Origin of the sequence: Streptomyces sp. NPDC059455 (assembly GCF_042750115.1) — a bacterium.
Lineage (GTDB): Bacteria > Actinomycetota > Actinomycetes > Streptomycetales > Streptomycetaceae > Streptomyces > Streptomyces endocoffeicus.
The window spans coordinates 28091-46139 of the sequence record NZ_JBHYVB010000015.1; the positions used below are offsets into that span (position 1 = coordinate 28091).

The following is an 18049-nucleotide window of genomic DNA, read 5'->3' on the forward strand; positions in this document are numbered from 1 at the left end:
GGGGGCGCGGGGGCGGCCCCCCGCCGCGCGGGGGGGGCGGGGGGGCGCGCGGGCGGGGGCGGGGAGCCGCGTCCTCGGACCCGATCAGTGAGCGGGCCACCGCGAGCGCGGCCTTGTGGCGTTCTGCCTGCCGGCCGCCCAGTTCGCGTCCGCGTGCCACGGCCATGATCACGGCGGACAGGGCCAGCCGTCCGCGCATCGTGCCCTCGGGGCCTTCGCCGGCGGCGAGTGCGCGGGTCAGGTCGTCCAGCCGCTGCTGAAGTGTGCGCGCGGCGGTCAGGCCGCGCAGGGCGTGCTCGTTGAGCTGGGCGCACACCAGTGAGGCGCCGTGTTCGCCGCGGACCAGGGCGTCGAACCGCTCGATGGCTCGCATGCGGCTCGCGGTGGAAGGCGGGTGGGCGCGTGCGGACTCGATGATGACGTCGAGCGCCGGGAGCAGTTCTTCGTAGGAACTGGTGAGCAGCTCCTCCTTGTTCGCGAAGTGGTGCAGTACGGCCTGCCTGGTGACGCCCGCTTGCCTGGCGACCTGAGTCAACGAGGTCAGCTCATAGCCCTGCTCGGTGAACAGTTCCAGCGCGATGGCCCGTACGCGTCGACGCGTGTCGGTGCGCCTTCGATCGGCTTGCTCTCCCATGAAAACTGCCTTACTGGTAAGTCAGGTATTCTGGCCGCATGAACGGCACAGAGAGCAACGTACCCGCTGGTGGGAGCCGCGTGCCCCGGGCGATTCCCGACGAAGGGCTCGCGGGACGGCGCGCGCTGGTCACCGGCGGGAGCCGCGGGCTGGGCGCGGCGATCGTGCGGCGACTCGCCGCGGCGGGCGCGACCGTGTTCGCGGCGGCCAGAACGGCGCCGCCCGAGGGTTCGCTGCCGGCCCGGTTCTTCACCGCGGACCTGGCGGACCCCGACGGAGCGCGACAGCTGGCGGAGCGGGTGCGCGACGCGGCCGACGGAGTGGACATCCTCATCGACAACGCCGGCGCCGGCAGCGCCCCGGAGGACACGCTGACCCGGCCGCAGGAAACCTGGCGGTCGGACCTCGAGGTCAATTTGCTGTCCGCGGTCCGGCTGGACCAGGAACTGGTCCCGGGCATGGTGGAGCGCGGCTCGGGGGTCGTGGTGCATGTCTCGTCCATCGCGAGTCACCTGCCGCAGCCGGGCCAGGCCGCCTACGCGGCGGCCAAGGCCGCCATGAACAGCTACAGCCGCTCGCTGGCGGCCGAGGTCGGCCCGGCCGGGGTGCGGGTGGTGTGTGTCCTGCCGGGCTTCATCGCCACCCCGGGGGCGATCGCGCACCATCAGCAGATCGCCGACCGGCAAGGGGTTTCACTGGAGGAGGCGCAGCGCGATCTCGCGGCGCGGCTGAACGTGCCGATGAACCGCCCCGGAACCCCTGAGGACGCCGCCGAGTTGGTCGCGTTCCTGGTGTCGGAGCGGGCGCGCTGGCTCACCGGATCCCAGTTCCGCGTCGACGGAGGCATCCTCGCCCAGGTGTGACGCCCGGCCTCGCCACGCGGGCGGACGTGTGGGGCCGTCCTCGACCGGAGCGTGCACGACGTTCGAGTGTTCGTCTGGACGAGGCTCGAGCGGAGAGTGCGACAACGGGGCCTGGCGACCGACCCCGGTCGCTCTCACACCACGGGAGGCTCAAATGGTTCGTGCAAGCCGTCTGGTCACCGCTGCCGTCGTCGCCGCGGCGGCGCTCCTGCCGCTGGGGGTGTTGGCGGCTCCCGCCCATGCCGACGACGAGGCGTGTGCCGAGTTACTCGAAGGGCAGGGACGGGACGATGACGCCATTCAGGAAGCATGCGAGGCCGGCGCCGCGGGGAATGGCCCGGAGTGTCTGAGCATTCTGGCCGGACAGGGGATCCCGCCCTCGCGCGCGGCCCAGGCCTGCCTGCTCGCCGGCCGACCGTCCGACGACGCCGCGCCACGGTCGCTCGACCGCCTTCAGCGCTGAACCTCTGAGGCGGGTTCATGAACACCGGCATGGGTCCGACCCCGCCACTGACGGTGGTCAGACCCATGCCGGTCCACTAATCGATGTGGCGCGGATCACCGGCAGGTCGCTTGACGAAATTTCCTTGTTTCGCCGCTTAGATTTCCCGAATTCTCTCGGCTAGGCTCCACCGGCATTACCCGCCCCGTAAGGAGCCCCCAATTGCCAACCGAAGCGGAAACCGTGAATCCGCGGACCGGCAGCCTGGTGCTGCTCGGCGGACCTCCGGCAGCCGGAAAGTCGACCATCGCGGAAATCATTTCGTCGACCGCCGTACGGCCCACCGTCCACCTGCATACGGACTCCTTTTACGTATGGATACGGTCGGGTTTCATTCCGCCGTATCTCCCGGATGCCCGACGTCAGAACGAGGTTGTTCACAACGTCATGACCGATGCGGCATGCGCATACGTCGCAGGTGGTTATGACGTCATTTTGGACGGCATCCTCGGGCCATGGATCCTGGAGTCTTTCCGCGCCGTATGCCGGAAGCGCGATCTCGGTCTGTCCTACATCGTCCTGCGGCCGAGCCTGGACGTGGTGCTCTCACGAGCGAGTCGGCGCGAGGAGCGGCAACTCAAGGAAGTCGAACCGATCGTCGGCTTGTACGGAGCGTTCGAGGACCTCGGAGCGCTCGAGAGCCATGTGGTCGACTCAAGCGCCCAGCTTGTCGAGCGGACCGCCGAGGACATCGCCGTTGGGCTGCGGGCAGGCCGTTTCACGCTGGCGTAATCGCTGCCGTGTCGCCCAACGGCCCGGCGGCAGGCCATCAGCCCTCCGGAGAGAACTCCGGGAGTACGCCCTTGGTGAGCAGGAAGCATCCGTACGGCCTGTCCTCGCCCGTGATGACCACCGCGAACGCGGAGCGGGCGCGCGCGTAGAACGCGTGGCGCTCGACCGTCTCCACCGCGACGGGGCGGCCCGATGCCTCCTCCGCGGCGGCGATGAAGTCCGTCTGCACCGGCGGTTCGGCGGTGGCGTCGCCGACGACCTCCATCCTCGCGATGGGCTCGGGGATGAACGTGTCGAGCGGCAGCAGTCCGAGCACCGCCCGGCCCGCCGAGACGACGTCGGTGCCGTCCAGCCGGATCACCCGGTCGTTCACGGAGTGCGCGGGGAAGTTCCTGTCGACGATGGCGATGGTGTCTCCGTGTCCCATCCGCGCGAGCGTGTACAGCAGGTCCGGGGTCAGGAGCGGGTCGAGTCCCTTGAGCACGATGGATCACCTTTCCGTGATCGAGGATGAGCGGGGGCCGGAGCCGGAACCGTCCGGGGACGCACCGGGGTTCGGAGTCCCCAGCGCGTGGCGCAGTAGTGGCGGCGCGAGCAGCCCGCACGGCTCGGGCCCGGCGCGGAGCCCGGTCCCGGCGTAGTAGCGGTTGGCCGCCGACGGCGCGACCCGGATGCGGAGTTCGTTACTCCCGGGCCGCAGGGCGTCGGCGGGGATCGTGACGCGGTACGGCGCCCAGGCGCGCTCCGCCACCCGCGTGCCGTTCACGGACACGGCCACGGCTCCGGCGACGGCCGGGAGCGCCAGCTCCAGTGGGACCGGTGTGTCGAGCTCGATCCGCCGCACATAGTCGGCGGTGTCCGCGAACGCCGGAAGGCCCTGGCGCTCCCAGCCGCAGGTCACCGCGATATCGCGGCGGGTGCCCGCCTCCTCGTGCGCGTCCTCGGCGACCTCGAGCAGCCAGCCGGACTCGAGCGTCTCCGGCGCCGACCACCGCGGTGTGCCGTGACCGGCCGCGGCCTCGGAATCCTCCGTGGTGTCCGCCGCCCGACCGGAAGCGGGCTCCGCGTCCCTGTACACACGCAACAGGCGCAGCGCGTTCTGCTCCAGCCGCAGCGCGACCGGGTTCCCGGCTGCTTCGAGGGTGCGCACGGTGCCGTCGGCGGCCTCCCATTCCTCGATGTGCCAGGGCCCGTCGGGCAGCAGGAGTTCCACCGTCCCTTCGGTCTCGGTGAAGCACGCGAAGCGGAAGCCGTCGGCCGTGTCCGGGCCGCCGCGCCAGCGCACCGGCGAGCCCGCGGGCACGCGCAGGGTTGGTTCAGTCCGGCCACGCTGTGCGGCGAGCCCGCGCAGGACCGCCTCCTCGGGGACCGCGTGGAACATCTCCACGGCGGGGGCGAGGTCCGCCCAGTCCTCGGCGGCGGTCTGTGGGCCCTCCTGGTAGACGGCGGGCGTCGCGCCGCCGGCGAGCACCCGTACGCCCGATTCGGTCAGGCGGCGAAGTTGGCGCAGCGACGCGGCCGAGCGCAGCGTCGTCACGGCGGGGAGCACGAGCGCCCGGTACCGGCGGTCCCCGATCCACACCGCGCCTTCCTCCACGGCGGCGGCCTCGAGATCGCGTTCGTCCACGAGGTGGAAGCCCACCCGGGATTCGGTGAACGCGCGGGCCCACTCGCCCATCGCCGACGCCTGCTCGCCGAGCTGACCCGCGGTCCACACCGTACGCAACGGGTACAGGACCGCCACGTCGTTCTGTGGTGACACCGGTTCGAGGAATTCGCTCAGCCGCGCGCTCTCGAGCGCGAACCGCGGGTGGTGATCGGCGAACCACGGCTCGAAGTTGATGCCCGGGGGGAAGTCGAAGCGCGGATTCCGCAGCGACTCGTGATCGTCTCCATGGCCGTGGGTCTGGTAGAAGCCGTGGAAGATCATCTGTCGCATGCCCTGCAGATGGTGGTTGATCGCCGTTGTGCGCAACTCCTGCAAGGTGAGCCCCCAGTGGCCGGACCACGGGGTCCCGCCTTCGGGCGGGGTGACGAAGTACTGCTCGACCATCGTCCCGCCGCGGCCGTGGTGGCGGGCGACCGAGTCGCCGAACACGGGGCTGAGCTGCACCAGGGCGTCCTGCGCGTCCACCGCGGTGAGGTCGCGGTAGCCGTCCACGCCGAAGTGGTCGAGTCCGAAGTTCACGCGCAGGTCCCAGTTCGCGAACGCGGTGTCGAGCGCCCAGCCGCCGACGTGCCCGAGGACTTCATGGCCGGACTGACGCAGCCCGTGGGCGTGGCTCCAGGTGCGCAGTCTGCCGAGGAACGTCTCCATCGCGTAGCCGCTGAAGTGCTCGTAGAACTGGGCGCGGAGGCTCAGCCGCTCCGGGTCGTCCCCGTCGAGCACGGCGGCGAGCACCTGGGGGGTCCGCCCGCCCCAGCGCTCCCGGATCGAGACGGCCAGGCTCTCGTGGAACGGCATCGCCGAACGCAGGTCTCCCGTGCGCTCCGCCCAGTCGTAGTACACGGCGTGCGGCTGGTCGAAGAACATGTAGGCGACGGTGGAGCCGAAGAAGTCGCCCAGGGCGTCGGCGAAGGGCTGGTAGCCGGCCTCGATGAAGCGATCGACCGCGACCGGGTCGACGGGATTCACGAGCCGGGAGGTCGCGCAGCGGGCGGAGACGAACACGATCGCCTCCGCGCCGTCGGGCACGGGCTCGACGAGGCGGACCCGGCACCTGTCGGCGGCGCCGTCCAGGCGGTCGACGAGCTCGGGCCGCCCGGCGGCCCTGTCCTGCTCCCCTTCCACGGCTTCCATGGTTGCCACGGCTTCCACGGTTTCCACGGTTTCCACGGTTTCCACGACGAGCGCGTACTCGAGCCGCCAGTCGGCCCAGGCGACGACGCCGCCCTCGTAGTGCCAGTCCATCGCGGCCGGGCCGAGGTTCTCCGTCGCCGAGCGGATCCCGCTGAGCGAGCCCTCGCTCGCGCCCGCGGGGATCCGCACCCAGAACAGATGCCGTTCGCGCAGCTCGTCGTGTCCGGTCACGGCGCGGCCCGCGGCGTGACCTGTCTGCCAGTTGTAGTCGTCATAGATGCCGACGATCATGCCGAGCTCGGCGGCCGTTTCGACGGCCGTACGGCATGCGGCGAGGTAGTCGTCGTCCAGGTAACCCCCGATCGGGTACGACAGCCGCGCCTGTACCTGGAAGCTCCGGATCCCGGCGTCGTGCATCTGCCGCACCTGGGCGCGGATCGTGTCCTCGTCGGGTAGCCGGTGCCAGAACCAGTAGGCGGCGGGCGCATGCCAGGGGTCCGGGTGCCGGAATCGGCGCAGCGCGGTCTCATGCGCGGACGAGGCAGGCAGAACAGGCAAGGCGGACACGGATGTCAGCTCCTCGAGCGGCGGCCAGGTCCGCATGGGCCTCGCCGCCACCAGGTCGGTCAGCGTTCGGTGCGGTCGGCCACGTGCCTGACGGCCGGGGCGGGACTCGGGAGCTCGGATGTGCGCTCCTCGGGCGGAGTGTCTCCCGCGGCCACGAGCGAGTAGTCGGGCTTCGGGTCCAGCCGGAGTCCGAACGTGAGGATCGCGTAGAGCGTGGCGCCGAGCGCCAGGGCGATGACGATGCCGAGTCCGCTCGATCCGAACACCCCGGTGCGGCCCTTCTCGGTGAGGAGGAACCCGGTGATCTTCGCGAAGTTCGGGTCGGAGCTGGTCACGAGGCCGAGACCGACGACGGTTCCGGTGATCAGGCTCAGAATCGCCGTCCAGCGCCCGTCGCGGCCGCCGTAGCCGCGCGGGTTCGCCATGTCGGTGTTCCAGCCCATGCGGCTCTGCCGGATGAAGTCGATGAGCTGGATGCCGCCCATGGTGCCCATCATCACGGCGATGAGCGACAGGAACGACTGGAACGTCGCGAGGAACGAGGTGGAGATGAACAGCAGGTAGAAGGCGCCCGCCGCGATGATGATCGCGTTGATCGCGGTCGTCACGGAGCGGCGCAGCGGTACGCCGACGGCCATGAGCGCGAGGCCGGAGCTGTACATGCCGGTGATGGCGGCCGAAACGAGCGAGATGACGATCACGATGGAGAAGGGGATGAAGAACCACATCGGCAGGAGTGCGGTGAGCGCCCCGATCGGGTCGGACGCCGTGGCGGCACCGAGCTTGGAATCCCCGCCGACGAGAAGCGCGCCGACGGCGAGGAGGATGACGACCGGCAGGCTGAGCCCGGTGACCGTCCAGCTGATCACGCCGCGCGCCGGGGTGTCGCGCGGGAGGTAACGGGCGAAGTCGCCGCCGTAGTTGAGGAATCCGAGGCCGACCAGGGTCATCGCCATGATGATGCCGCCGACGAACACCAGCGGTCCGCCCGCGGGGGTGTCACCGAGGTGCGCCCACTCGATCTCGGGCACCATGAATCCGAGGAACGCGACCGTCATGATGCCGGTCACCCATGAGATCCAGACCTCGACCTTCATGATGAGCTCGTGGCCGAGGACGGAGACCGTCATCGTCACGGCGAGCACGAGCACGAACCACAGCACGATCGTGGTCGTGGTGCTCGACCCGTCCGCGTCGGCGAACGCCGATGGCCACAGCTTCGCGAACAGGTTCGCACCGGTGGTCGAGGCAAGGGTGATGATCGTCACCTTCCAGCCCATATTGGACAGGTAGGCGAAGAACGCGGGGATCCTGTTGCCCTTCATGCCGAACGCGAAACGCGTCTGGGCGAGGGTCGGCAGCCCCGTGCGGGGCCCGCCGACCGCGAGGATGCCGACGAGGGTGGCCGAGATGAGGTAGCCGACGGTCCCGGCGACGATCGTCTGCCAGACGTTCAGACCGAGGCCGAAGACGAAGATGCCGTAACTGATGCCGAGGATCGAGATGTTCCAGGCGAACCACACGGCGAACAGCCCCTGCGGCTTCCCGCGCCGTTCGGCATCGGGAACGGGATTGACGCCGTTCGATTCGACGGTCGTGCCTCTACGACCTTGCTGAGCCTCATTGCTCATGGAAGGGCGCCTTTCGACGTATGGCGAGGTGGGGAGGAGCGGATGGTCGAGCTTCGGGCTTCGGGCTCGGGGAAGTCGTGGGTTCGCGTTCGAGGGGTGCGCCGACCGCGTCCGGGGACGACGCGGCTCCGTGTGGGACGTACGCCGTGCGCGATCACCGCCGTCGCGCCCGCGGTGGGAGGCGTGTGCGGCGGTCAGGCGGAGCGCTGAGCGGCGGGGTGGGCCGCTAAACCGTCGGCCGCCGGGGCCTGCGGCGGGCGGTCGTCGTAGCGTACGCTCATCGCCGGGAAAACCATTTCCGAACCCAAGCACGGCAGCCCCCGCCGCGTCAATGGGTCGTCGAGACCGTCCTGATAGCATCGGCGGGCAGGAATCAGGGGAGATCAGGATGGGCGCGCGCATAGGCTTGAAGGACGTGGCGCTGCGCGCGGGGGTGTCAGTGCCGACGGCGAGCCGTGTGCTCTCCGGCGTTCAGCGCAATGTCGATCCGGAGCTGGCGCTGCGGGTGCGGAACGCATGCGAGGAACTGGGCTACCGGGTGAACGCGGCGGCGCGGGCGCTGCGGATTCAGTCGACGGATTCGTTGGCGCTCGTCGTTCCGGCGATCGCGAACGCGTACTTCGCGGAGCTGGTGTCGGCGTATTCGCGCCGCCTGGATCTTCAGGGCAAGCGGCTGGTGACGATCGACACCGGCGAGAGCCCGGAGACCGAGCAGCGCCAGCTCGGCGCCATGGACCGGGTGCTGGTGGACGCGGTGCTCGTGGTGCCCGCGGCGTTCGAGCGGAGTGGCGCGGCGATCACGGAGCTCGCGCGGTCCAACCGCGTCGTGCAGGTCGACCGCCGCGCACGAGGCGTCGAAGCGCCGTCGGTACGGCTCGACAACGCGGCGGGGGTCCGCCTGCTCGTGGAACACCTGCGGGCGCGGGGCCGCCGCAGCATCCTGATGGTCGACGCGCAGGAAGACTCCTCGTCGAGCATCGAGCGCACAACCGCGTTCCGCGCGCTCGCCGGGCCGGACGACCGGGTTCTGGAGATGCCGAACTTCACGGTGGCGAGCGGCACCGACGCGGCGAAGCTCCTGCTCGCGAACCCCGGCGACACAGACGCGATCATCTGCACCGCCGACACCGTCGCGCTCGGCCTGCTGACGGCGCTTCAGCACGCCGGTAAACGGGTGCCCGCCGAGTACGCGATCACGAGCTTCGACGGTACGTACATCTCCGACACCGCCGCGCCGGGGCTCACCACCCTGGGCTCGACCGCCGAGCGCATGGTCGAGGCCTCCCTCGCCCTCCTCGACGGCGGCAGCGATGACGTCGTCCTGACACCCGAACTCGTGGTCCGCGGTTCCAGCGGCTGACCGGCCGCTCCCGGAGTGGGGAGCACGAGCGCCCGCTGGGCCCCATGCTCCCGACGCGCGGAACGGAGACCGGCGATCAGACGCGGTCGGCGGCGATGAGCAGGTACTGGAAGGAACCGTCCTTGTAGGAGTTGATGAACGCCTTTTCAATCCCTGTGACCAGTGAGGACGTGGCCCGCAGCTCCCAGTAGGGCAGGGTCGCGGGGGTCAGGTCGATGACGGCCTGCGGTACGAGGCGGTTGTCGGCCATGGCGCGCAGATATTCCCGGCGGGAGTGGATGTTGCACTCGAAGTGCGCGTTGATCTGGGAGACATACTTCGAGGGCTGGCCGTAACGCGGGTTCCAGCAGCCGGTGATGGTCACGTAGCGGCCGCCGATCGCGAGGATGCGGGAGTGCTCGGCGAAGAGGTCTTCCAGGTCCACGTACATGCTTGACTCGTTGTTCCACGAGGCCGCGGCCCGCCCGGTCTCGAAGGGCGTTCCGAGCATGTCGCAGACGCGGGCGCGGACGTGGTCCTCGATGCCGAGTTCGCGGGCGCGCTCGTTGGCGAAGTCGGCCTGCTTGGCCGACAGTGTGACGCCCTCGACCCGGCACCCGAAGCGCTGGTGGGCCATGACCATCGAGCCGCCGCGGCCGCAGCCGGCGTCAACGAGCGTGTCGTCACGTTCAATGGGGCCGAGGTGGTCCAGGAGGAGTTCGGCCTGTGCCGACTCCAGGCGGTGGAGCTCGGCGATCAACTTCTTCTCGTAGGTGCTGTCGTCGGCGTCGCCGAGGGCGGTGCGGTCGACCTCTCCGATGCCGTAGTGGTGGTGGTAAAGGCCGTCGACATCGCCCAGACGCAGGTTCACGGGCCTGGCCTCGCGGTCCCAGTAGCGGGCGATGTCCCCCTGGTAGGGGGTCGCCGGGGCGGGGATGAACATGGCGGCGCCGGCGGAGGCGGCGACGTCGGCGCCGAGGTCGGTGCTGGTCACAGATGGTTCCATTCTTCTTACCAGAAATCGGGCAGGCTGTAGCGGAAGGTGTTGGTCTGGTGCCAGTAGTGGTTGCCGTCGACCCACGCGGCCACGCCCCGGAGAAAACGCTGCACGGTCGGGACGGGGAAGGCGACGGCCACGGCCGCGGCTTCGGCCTCGAATTCGCGCATGAGGTCGTTGTGGACCTCGACCGCCTTCAGATAGGCGTCGCGGTCGGAGAGGCCCTCGCGTTCGGCGATCACCACGGGCAGATTCAGATGCCGGCCTGGGCTGGCGAGTTCCTTGGTGTACGAGTACAGGTCGTTCACGATGGTGGTGGCGTTTCCGGCGAGCGCGATGACCCGCTGCATGGCGGGCGGGGCGTGCAGGTCGGCCGGTAGCTCGTAGCCGCCGACGGTGTCGGTGATGGTGGGGCAGGGGCGGAAGTTGTTGAACTGGCGCATCGCCAGGTACTCCCACACCTCGGGGACGTGGTCCGTCTGCGCCCAGGCGGCCTCGGCGAGATACCCCATGTGCAGTCGGGCCATGTCGTGCCGGAACCGGTCGGCCTGGGAGGGGCTGGACGCCTGGACGAAGTACTCCATGGCGGAGCGGTAGGCGCGCCGCGGCGCGTCCGAGTGGAGCGACTCCGCCCACCGCGGCTGGTACTCCCGCGTCGTGTGCAGGGCGTCAAGTGCGGTGTGCGCCAGCAGAAGGCGTCCACCGAGGCCGACGGGCGAACCTCCGTGGTCCTCGCAGTAGCAGTCGTCCACCGCGTTCTCCGCCACCATCAGGCGCGTGGCGAGCATCAGGTGGTCGACGGTGGGAGCGTCCGGATGGCAGGCGACCATGTAGCGCCCCACGGAGAAGCCGTCGAACTGCTCCTCCCACTCCTCGGGGTACAGGTCGACCTCGTCCAATGCCCAGGCCTTGATCCTGCGGCCGAGCTCCTCCACCCGCACGGGGTCGGGCTCCGGCACCGGGTGGTAGTAGAGGCCCGGGATCGGGTTGCCTTCCGCTGGAACCGTTGGTGGCGTCGGTGGGATCGGCGGCTCCTCGCGCCGTGCCAGGCGCAGGCCCGCCGTGCCGAGGCCGTTTGGACCACGCAGGATCCGTTCAACGTCGGCGCCGGGTGTCCGCACCTCGACGGCAGGGACGTCGACCGGAGGGATGTCGACGGGAGTCGGGGCGGGCGAGGAAGACACAGGGGGGCGGAGACCGGTGGCGGCCTTGATGTCGTGGGCGCGGGCGGCGGCCTCGGCGAGGACGTTCGCCCCGGAGCGGGAAGCGGCCGCAGGCAGGCTCGGTTGCGGAGGGGAAGGCTCAGGGGCGGGCATGCATGGCTCCTCGGTGGGGTGGGGTGGCTGTCCCGGAGGTTGGGGGTGGGTGGCTGTCCCAGAGGTCGCTGGCGTGCGTGTCACCGGGAAAGAGGAAGAGAGGGGGCAAACATTCAGGAATCCGTCCAGATCCTCGGGAACACTAGCGGCTGGTGCGCCCGGTCGGCCCTGAGAAGCCATTGACATTAACTCGATAAGATGATCTAGTCCCGCGCGATGTTTGCCCGGGTGGCCGGTGGTCTGAGTCCTCGATACCCCACCGCCCCGCCCGGATCCGCCCGGGGACGGACCCGACGGCGATCATCGCCTACCTGGCCCCGGGTCCTCGGTCGAGATTTCTGAATCTATAAATCAGATCGCCTACCACGGAAACATCTGTTGGACAGAACTACGGCCATGTCCAAGGATCCCTCGTGCGGTGGCCCGGTCAACGCGACACCGGGATGGACCACCGCCTGAGTGGAGGCTGGACGTTGAGTGAAGAGACGGAAGTAGTCGTCGTCGGGGCGGGCCAGGCGGGCGTGGCGATGAGCGAGCACCTGTCGGCCCACGGGGTGCCGCACATCGTGCTGGAGCGGGACCGGATCGCCGAGCGGTGGCGGTCGGAGCGGTGGGACTCCCTGGTGGCGAACGGGCCCGCGTGGCACGACCGGTTCCCGGGGCTGGAGTTCTCCGACGTCGACCCCGGCGTCCACCCCGACGCCTTCGCCTCGAAGGACCAGATCGCGGACTACTTCGTCACGTACGCCGAGAAGATCGGTGCCCCGATCCGGTGCGGTGTCGAGGTGACCTCGGTGCGCAAGCCCACCGGTCGGCCCGGCTTCCGGGTCGAGACGTCGGAGGGCGCCATCGACGCGCGCTTCGTCGTGGCCGCGACCGGACCGTTCCAGCGGCCCGTGATCCCGCCCATCGTCCCGGACGGCGCCGTCCCCGTGCAGATCCACTCCAGCGGGTACCGCAATCCGGGGCAGCTCCCCGAGGGCGCGGTCCTCGTGGTCGGGGCCGGGTCCTCGGGGGTGCAGATCGCCGATGAGCTGCGCCGGTCCGGGCGCCGGGTGCTCCTCTCCGTCGGTCCGCACGACCGCCCCGCCCGCGAGTACCGGGGACGTGACTTCTGCTGGTGGCTCGGTGTGCTCGGGCGCTGGGACGCGGAGACGCCTCCGCAGGGTGCCGAACACGTCACCATCGCGGTCAGCGGCGCCCGCGGCGGCCACACCGTGGACTTCCGTACCCTGGCCGCCGACGGCATCGAGCTCGTCGGTCTGACCGCGTCCTACGACGACGGAGTGCTGCGTTTCGCGCCGGATCTCGCCACGAACATCGCGCTCGGCGACGCCAAGTACCTCGAACTCCTCCGGGCGGCCGACGCGTACGTCGAGCGCAATGGGCTCGACCTCCCCGAGGAGTCGGCGGCCCACGTCCTCGGACCGGACCCGGAAGGCGTGGCCGACCCCCGGCTGGAGCTCGACCTGGCCGGGGCCGGGGTCAGCTCGATCGTCTGGGCGACGGGCTTCGCCACCGACTACAGCTGGCTCGAGGTCGACGCGTTCGACGAGCACGGCCGTCCCGACCAGCGGCGCGGCGTGTCGTCCGAGCCCGGCGTCTACTTCCTGGGCCTGCCCTGGCTGTCCCGCCGCGGATCGAGCTTCATCTGGGGCGTCTGGCACGACGCCCGATACGTCGCCGACCACATCACGACCCAGCGGGGCTACCTCGCGTACGGCGCCGGCGACCGGCCCGGCGCCACGCCGACCGCCTGGAAGAACTGAGCAGCAACGAGGAGCAGATGATGACCTCCACGAGCGAGGGCCGCCGGGCGAATGCCGCCAAGGCCCCGATCGTCACCGGCGGGCACACCAGGATCCGCCCGTTCAACACCCGCGACACCTATCCCGAGCAGAACCTCGACAACGACCTCTGTCAGGCGGTCGTCGCCGGCAACACCGTGTACGTCCGGGGTCAGATCGGCCAGAACCTCGACACCAGCGAGTCCGTGGGCATCGGCGACGCCGAGGCGCAGGCCGAACAGGCCATGGCCAACATCAAGACGCTGCTCGAAGAGTCGGGCAGCCGGATGGAACACCTGGTCAAGCTGACCATCTATCTGATCGACCCGCGCTACCGCGAGGCGGTGTACCGCACCGTGGGCCGCTGGACCAAGGGCGTCCACCCGATCTCCACCGGCCTGGTGGTGTCTGCCCTGGCCCGTCCGGAGTGGCTGTGCGAGATCGACGCCGTCGCCGTGATCCCCGAGGAGGTGCGGGCATGACGTTCTCCCTGGTGGTCCGCGACGGAGAGCGGTTCGGCATCGTGGCCAGCTCGTCCAGTCCGGCGGTCGCCGCCCGGGTCGCCCATCTGCGGCCCGGGGTCGGCGCGGCGGCTTCGCAGAACATCACCGACCCCACGCTCGGCACGAGACTGCTGGAGGAGCTGGCGGAACACGGCGACGCGGAACGCGCCCTGGCCGGAGTCACCGGCGCGGCGCGCAACGCGAAGTCCATCGCCTACCGTCAGCTGACCGTGGTGGGCCGCTCCGGGCCCGGGTTCGCCTACAGCGGTTCGCACACCCTGGGCACATACGCCTCCGCCACCGCCGAGGGCGCGGTGGCGGCCGGCAACATGCTGTGCGGCGAGCACATCCCGGGTGTCCTCCTCGACGCGTACTCCGCCGCCACCGGGGAGCTGGAGGAGCGGCTGGTCATCGCGCTGCGGGCGGCCGTCGCGGCCGGTGGCGAGGAGGGGCCGGTGCACTCCGCGGGCCTCGCGGTCGTCGCGGACGTGGACTGGCGGGTGACCGATCTGCGCGTGGACTGGGCCGACGACCCCGTCGACCGGCTCGCCGAACTCCTCGCCGTCTGGCTGCCGCAGCGGGACGACTACGTACGCCGTGGACTCGATCCCGCCTCCGCCCCCTCGTACGGCGTCCCGGGCGATCGGTGATGGGAACGATGGGGACGACGGGGACGACGGGGCCGCTGAAAGAGGCCGCCCGGCGCGAGGTCGACCGGCACGCCGAGGAGCTGATCCGGCTGTCCGAGCGGCTGCACGCCGACCCGGAGACCGCCTGGGAGGAACACCGGGCGGCGGCCGCCGTACCCGAGCCGCTGGACCGTGCCGGATTCCACGTCACCTCGTCCTACCTGGGCCTGGACACCGCCTTCCACGCCCGGTTCGGCAGCGGGCCGGTGCGGATCGCGCTGTGTGCCGAGTACGACGCGCTGCCCGGCCTCGGCCACGCGTGCGGGCACAATCTCATCGCGGCGAGCTCGGTCGGCGCCGCGCTGGGCCTGGCCGCCGTCGCCGACGACGCGGGCCTCACCGTCGAGGTCTACGGCACCCCGGCGGAGGAGGGCGGCGGCGGCAAGATCGAGATGCTCGACCGGGGCGCCTTCGCCGGGGTGGACCTGGCGATGATGGCGCATCCGGCGCCGGTCGACGTCGCCGAGGCCCGTCCGTTCGCGGTCAGCCACTCCAAGGTCTCGTACACCGGCAGGTCCGCGCACGCCGCCGCCTACCCCGAGGCCGGGATCAACGCGGCCGACGCCTTCACCGTGGCCCAGGTCGCGATCGGGCTGCTCCGCCAGCAGCTGCCGGCCTCCGCCCGGGTGCACGGTGTGGTGACCCACGCCGGGGACGCCCCGAACGCCATCCCGGAGCGGGCCACCGGCCGCTGGTACGTCAGGGCGGAAACCCTCGCCGAACTGGCCGAGCTGGAACCACGGGTCCTGCGGGCCTTCGAGGCGGGCGCCCTCGCCACCGGGTGCGAGCTGGAGATCGAGCCGGAGAGCAAACCGTACGCGGAGTTCCGTAACGACGAGACCGCCCTCGGCCACTACCGCGCGAACGCCCTCGCCCTGGGGCGGGAGTTCGCGCCGCATGGGCAGGCCGCCCGGATGAACCGCGCCTCCACCGACATGGGCAACGTCTCGCAGATGGTGCCCGCCATCCACCCCTACATCGGTATCGGCTCGCTGCCCGCCACCAACCACCAGCACGAGTTCGCCGCGTTCTGCGTGGGCGGTACGGCCCAACGGGCCCTGCTCGACGCGGCGACGGCGCTGGCCTGGACCGGCGTGGACCGGAGCCCGGCCCGATACGCGAGCCACTGACCGAGGCGGCACCCGCACAGCTCCGGCTTCTTCCACCCCATCCCCAAGGAGGCGCGCAATGCCCACCACTCACACCGACGTCACCACGACCGAGGTCGAGGTGGCCACCGACGCCGTCGCACTGCGCAGAAGCGTTGCCGCGGGAGCCGTCGGCGTGTTCGTGCACTGGTTCGACTGGGCCGCCTACGCCTATCTCGCCGGTACGGTCGCGACCGTGTTCTTCCCCGACGAGAACAGCACCACCGGACTGCTCGCCGTGTTCGGCGTGTTCGCCGTGTCCTTCGGCATCCGGCCCATCGGTGCCATGGTGTTCGGGCCGCTCGGCGACCGGATCGGCCGCAAGCGCACACTGTCGCTGGTCATCTTCATGATGTCCGGCGCGACCCTGGCCATCGGTCTGCTCCCCGGCTACGCCGCGATCGGGGTCGGCGCCCCGGTGCTCCTGGTGATCCTGCGTCTGATCCAGGGATTCGCGGCGGGCGGCGAGTTCGGCAGCGCGGCGAGCTTCCTCGCCGAGAGCGCCCCCCGGCACCGCCGCGGATTCGGGGTGAGCTGGCTGGAGGTCGGCTCCCTGCTGGGCTTCCTCGCCGGGTCGCTCGTCTACCTGCTGCTGTCGACCGGGCTCGACGAGGCCCAGCTGACCTCCTGGGGCTGGCGCGTCCCCTTCCTCATCTCCGCGCCGCTCGGCGTCATCGGCTTCATCATCCGCAACAAGATCGAGGACACCCCCGAGTACCGGACACTCAAGGCCAACGACGCCGTGCCGCGCACCCCCGTACGGGAGCTGCTCCGCCACCACAAGCGGCAGCTGCTCCAGGCGGCGGGCCTGATGGCGGCCATGCACGTGCCCTTCTACGCGGTGCTGACGTACCTGGTCACCTACGAGACCGACCACCTGGGGCACTCGGCCGGCGACGCGGCCCTGCTGTCCACGGTGATCTCGCTGCTGGGGCTGGTGCTGGTCCCGGTGTTCGGCCTGCTGTCCGACCGGGTGGGACGCAAACCGGTCTTCGTCGGCGCGACCGCGGCCCTCCTGGTCGCCGCCACCCCCGCGTTCCTCCTCATGCGGACCGGGCTCGCCGGAACCTGGGTCGCCGGTCTGCTGCTCGGCGCGATCCTCGCCGCGATCCTCGGCACCTACGCGGTGTGGTCGGCGGAGATCTTCCCCACCCGCACCCGTCAGAGCGGCCTGTCCATCGCCTACAACCTCACCGCCGCCCTGTTCGCCGGCACGGTGCCGTACCTGATGACCGTGCTCATCTCCGCGACCGGCTCCACCCTGCTGCCCGGCCCCTATCTGATGGTGTTCGCGGCCGGCGGTCTCATCGCCGCCCTGTCCCTGAAGGAGACCACCGGGTCCGCCCTGCTGCGCCCCGAGGACGTCGCCGACGCGCCCCCCGAGCGCAACTAGGCGGATCGGTGGAAGTCGGCTGCGGTTCGGTGGCGCCCCGAAGGGGCGCGGGGCTGTGTCGGTATGCGGCTCCGCCGCGCGGGCGCGACCAGCCACGACGGTGCCGCGGACGATCGACGGCAGGTCAGGGCACTTCGAGCGGAGCGCTTAGGCGCCGCAGCATAAGGTCGGCACCGGCACGGACACCGATCACCAGGCGCGGGGGTCACGCATGACGTCACCGGTGGGTTTCACCCTCCTGCAACTCCGCTACTTCCTCGTCGCCGCCGAGCGCGGTTCGATGACGGAGGCGTCGGGGGCGCTCCACATCGCGCAGTCCGCCGTGTCCGCGGCCATCCACAACCTGGAGCGCGACCTGCGGGTGCAGCTGTTCATCCGGCGCAGGGGGCGGGGACTGACCCTGACGCCCGCGGGGGAGCGGCTCCAGAGCCACGCGCGGGAGCTGCTGGCCCGCGCCCGCGAGGTCGAACGGGAGGCCCGGGGAGACGGTGAGACGATCTCCGGGCCGGTGGCCGTGGGCTGCTTCGTGACGCTGGCCCCGTACTATCTGCCGCCCCTGTTCAGCGAATGCACCCGCCGCTACCCGGGCATCGAGATCGACGTGGTGGAGGGGGAGACCGATCAGCTCGTCCAGGCCCTGGGCGCGGGGCGCGTCGACTTCGCCCTCACCTACGGCCTCGGTCTGTCGGCCGAGCCGGACCTGCGCAGCGAGACGATCGCGCGGGCCCCCGCCTACGTCATCGTCCCGGCCGATCATCCGCTGGCCCGGCAGGGCACCGTGGAGCTGGCCGAGCTGTCCGCGGAACCCCTCGTCCTGCTCGACCTGCCGCACAGCCGCGACTACTTCCGCTCGCTGGTGGCCGCCACCGGCACCGCTCCCGATGTCCGCTACCGCACCCGGAGCTATGAAACGGTGCGTTCCCTGGTGGCCAGGGGGCTCGGATACTCCGTGCTGAACCAGCGGCCGGCGACCAGCCAGACCTACGGCGGCGGCGAGATCGCGGAACTGGAGCTGCGGGACGGCAGCCCCCCGCTCGAAGTCAAGATCGCCTCGGTGAAGGGCATGACCCAGACCGCCCGCGCCCAGGCCGTGATGGGGCTGTTGCGGGAGGTCGCCGCCCCCACGGTCCCGTGACGGACGGTTCGCG

At 70.7% G+C, this 18049-nt stretch carries 16 protein-coding genes; 10 read left to right on the forward strand and 6 right to left on the reverse strand.

Translation table 11 applies throughout. From position 1 onward, the window contains the following. The coding region (locus ACFXB5_RS07545) for a TetR/AcrR family transcriptional regulator (protein WP_385203690.1) at nt 1–634 on the reverse strand (634 nt) is incomplete at its 3' end. Nucleotides 635–672: 38 nt separating this feature from the next. On the opposite strand from ACFXB5_RS07545, the gene ACFXB5_RS07550 reads away from it, so the two are divergent. The 3 genes from ACFXB5_RS07550 to ACFXB5_RS07560 all read left to right on the forward strand — a co-directional run bounded on the left by ACFXB5_RS07550 (nt 673) and on the right by ACFXB5_RS07560 (nt 2731). Continuing rightward, nucleotides 673–1497: an oxidoreductase gene (locus ACFXB5_RS07550; RefSeq protein WP_385203693.1), complete on the forward strand. Its 825-nt coding sequence runs from the start codon at nt 673–675 to the stop codon at nt 1495–1497. A gap of 154 nt (nt 1498–1651) precedes the next feature. Continuing rightward, nucleotides 1652–1960 carry a hypothetical protein gene (locus tag ACFXB5_RS07555; protein WP_385203696.1) on the forward strand — a complete coding sequence of 103 codons (309 nt, stop codon included), beginning with the start codon at nt 1652–1654 and terminating at the stop codon, nt 1958–1960. A gap of 201 nt (nt 1961–2161) precedes the next feature. Beyond that, nucleotides 2162–2731: an AAA family ATPase gene (locus ACFXB5_RS07560; protein WP_385203698.1), complete on the forward strand. Its 570-nt coding sequence runs from the start codon at nt 2162–2164 to the stop codon at nt 2729–2731. 37 nt (nt 2732–2768) lie between these two features. Here ACFXB5_RS07560 and ACFXB5_RS07565 read toward each other — a convergent pair whose 3' ends face one another. The 3 genes from ACFXB5_RS07565 to ACFXB5_RS07575 are packed head-to-tail and all read right to left on the reverse strand — an operon-like array spanning nt 2769 to nt 7729. Continuing rightward, a complete protein-coding gene (locus ACFXB5_RS07565; RefSeq protein ID WP_385203701.1) occupies nt 2769–3215 on the reverse strand; it encodes an RbsD/FucU family protein in 447 nt (148 codons plus the stop codon). A gap of 6 nt (nt 3216–3221) precedes the next feature. Next, entirely contained in the window at nt 3222–6098 is a 2877-nt protein-coding gene (locus ACFXB5_RS07570; RefSeq protein ID WP_385203704.1) for a hypothetical protein, read from the reverse strand. Nucleotides 6099–6157: 59 nt separating this feature from the next. Beyond that, the gene (locus ACFXB5_RS07575) at nt 6158–7729 is read right to left on the reverse strand and encodes a purine-cytosine permease family protein (RefSeq protein WP_385203707.1); all 1572 of its coding nucleotides are present in this window, start codon (nt 7727–7729) and stop codon (nt 6158–6160) included. Between the two features lie 415 nt (nt 7730–8144). On the opposite strand from ACFXB5_RS07575, the gene ACFXB5_RS07580 reads away from it, so the two are divergent. After that, nucleotides 8145–9089 carry a LacI family DNA-binding transcriptional regulator gene (locus ACFXB5_RS07580; RefSeq protein ID WP_385203709.1) on the forward strand — a complete coding sequence of 315 codons (945 nt, stop codon included), beginning with the start codon at nt 8145–8147 and terminating at the stop codon, nt 9087–9089. Nucleotides 9090–9165: 76 nt separating this feature from the next. Here ACFXB5_RS07580 and ACFXB5_RS07585 read toward each other — a convergent pair whose 3' ends face one another. Both ACFXB5_RS07585 and ACFXB5_RS07590 read right to left on the reverse strand, forming a co-directional pair. Continuing rightward, on the reverse strand, nt 9166–10062 hold the full coding sequence (locus tag ACFXB5_RS07585) for a geranyl diphosphate 2-C-methyltransferase (RefSeq protein WP_385203711.1): 897 nt from the start codon (nt 10060–10062) through the stop codon (nt 9166–9168). A 17-nt stretch (nt 10063–10079) separates the two neighbouring features. Further along, complete coding sequence (locus tag ACFXB5_RS07590; RefSeq protein WP_385203714.1) at nt 10080–11381, reverse strand: family 2 encapsulin nanocompartment cargo protein terpene cyclase; 1302 nt, start codon at nt 11379–11381, stop codon at nt 10080–10082. Nucleotides 11382–11854: 473 nt separating this feature from the next. Between ACFXB5_RS07590 and ACFXB5_RS07595 the strand changes: the two genes are divergently transcribed. The 6 genes from ACFXB5_RS07595 (at nt 11855) to ACFXB5_RS07620 (ending at nt 18036) form a co-directional block, all read left to right on the forward strand. Further along, nucleotides 11855–13150 (forward strand): flavin-containing monooxygenase, encoded by a 1296-nt coding sequence (locus ACFXB5_RS07595; protein WP_385203717.1) that lies wholly within the window; start codon nt 11855–11857, stop codon nt 13148–13150. Between the two features lie 17 nt (nt 13151–13167). Continuing rightward, nucleotides 13168–13650: a RidA family protein gene (locus tag ACFXB5_RS07600; RefSeq protein WP_385203720.1), complete on the forward strand. Its 483-nt coding sequence runs from the start codon at nt 13168–13170 to the stop codon at nt 13648–13650. After that, nucleotides 13647–14321, forward strand: coding sequence for a DUF1028 domain-containing protein (locus ACFXB5_RS07605; RefSeq protein WP_385203723.1), 675 nt, complete (start codon nt 13647–13649; stop codon nt 14319–14321). The genes ACFXB5_RS07600 and ACFXB5_RS07605 overlap by 4 nt, the downstream gene beginning before the upstream one ends. A gap of 8 nt (nt 14322–14329) precedes the next feature. Beyond that, nucleotides 14330–15490, forward strand: coding sequence for a M20 family metallopeptidase (locus ACFXB5_RS07610; protein ID WP_385203726.1), 1161 nt, complete (start codon nt 14330–14332; stop codon nt 15488–15490). Between the two features lie 58 nt (nt 15491–15548). Then, a complete protein-coding gene (locus ACFXB5_RS07615) occupies nt 15549–16901 on the forward strand; it encodes an MFS transporter (RefSeq protein WP_385203729.1) in 1353 nt (450 codons plus the stop codon). Nucleotides 16902–17112: 211 nt separating this feature from the next. Further along, nucleotides 17113–18036 (forward strand): LysR family transcriptional regulator, encoded by a 924-nt coding sequence (locus ACFXB5_RS07620; RefSeq protein ID WP_385203732.1) that lies wholly within the window; start codon nt 17113–17115, stop codon nt 18034–18036. The last annotated feature ends 13 nt before the right edge of the window (nt 18037–18049 follow it).

Excerpts from the sequence above, each read along its gene's own strand:
- ACFXB5_RS07615 (WP_385203729.1), top strand. The coding sequence starts at position 15,549 with ATGCCCACCACTCACACCGACGTCACCACGACCGAGGTCGAGGTGGCC.
- ACFXB5_RS07600 (WP_385203720.1), top strand. The coding sequence starts at position 13,168 with ATGATGACCTCCACGAGCGAGGGCCGCCGGGCGAATGCCGCCAAGGCC.
- ACFXB5_RS07555 (WP_385203696.1), top strand. The coding sequence starts at position 1,652 with ATGGTTCGTGCAAGCCGTCTGGTCACCGCTGCCGTCGTCGCCGCGGCG.
- ACFXB5_RS07590 (WP_385203714.1), bottom strand. The coding sequence starts at position 11,381 with ATGCCCGCCCCTGAGCCTTCCCCTCCGCAACCGAGCCTGCCTGCGGCC.
- ACFXB5_RS07575 (WP_385203707.1), bottom strand. The coding sequence starts at position 7,729 with ATGAGCAATGAGGCTCAGCAAGGTCGTAGAGGCACGACCGTCGAATCG.
- ACFXB5_RS07605 (WP_385203723.1), top strand. The coding sequence starts at position 13,647 with ATGACGTTCTCCCTGGTGGTCCGCGACGGAGAGCGGTTCGGCATCGTG.
- ACFXB5_RS07610 (WP_385203726.1), top strand. The coding sequence starts at position 14,330 with ATGGGGACGACGGGGACGACGGGGCCGCTGAAAGAGGCCGCCCGGCGC.
- ACFXB5_RS07620 (WP_385203732.1), top strand. The coding sequence starts at position 17,113 with ATGACGTCACCGGTGGGTTTCACCCTCCTGCAACTCCGCTACTTCCTC.
- ACFXB5_RS07550 (WP_385203693.1), top strand. The coding sequence starts at position 673 with ATGAACGGCACAGAGAGCAACGTACCCGCTGGTGGGAGCCGCGTGCCC.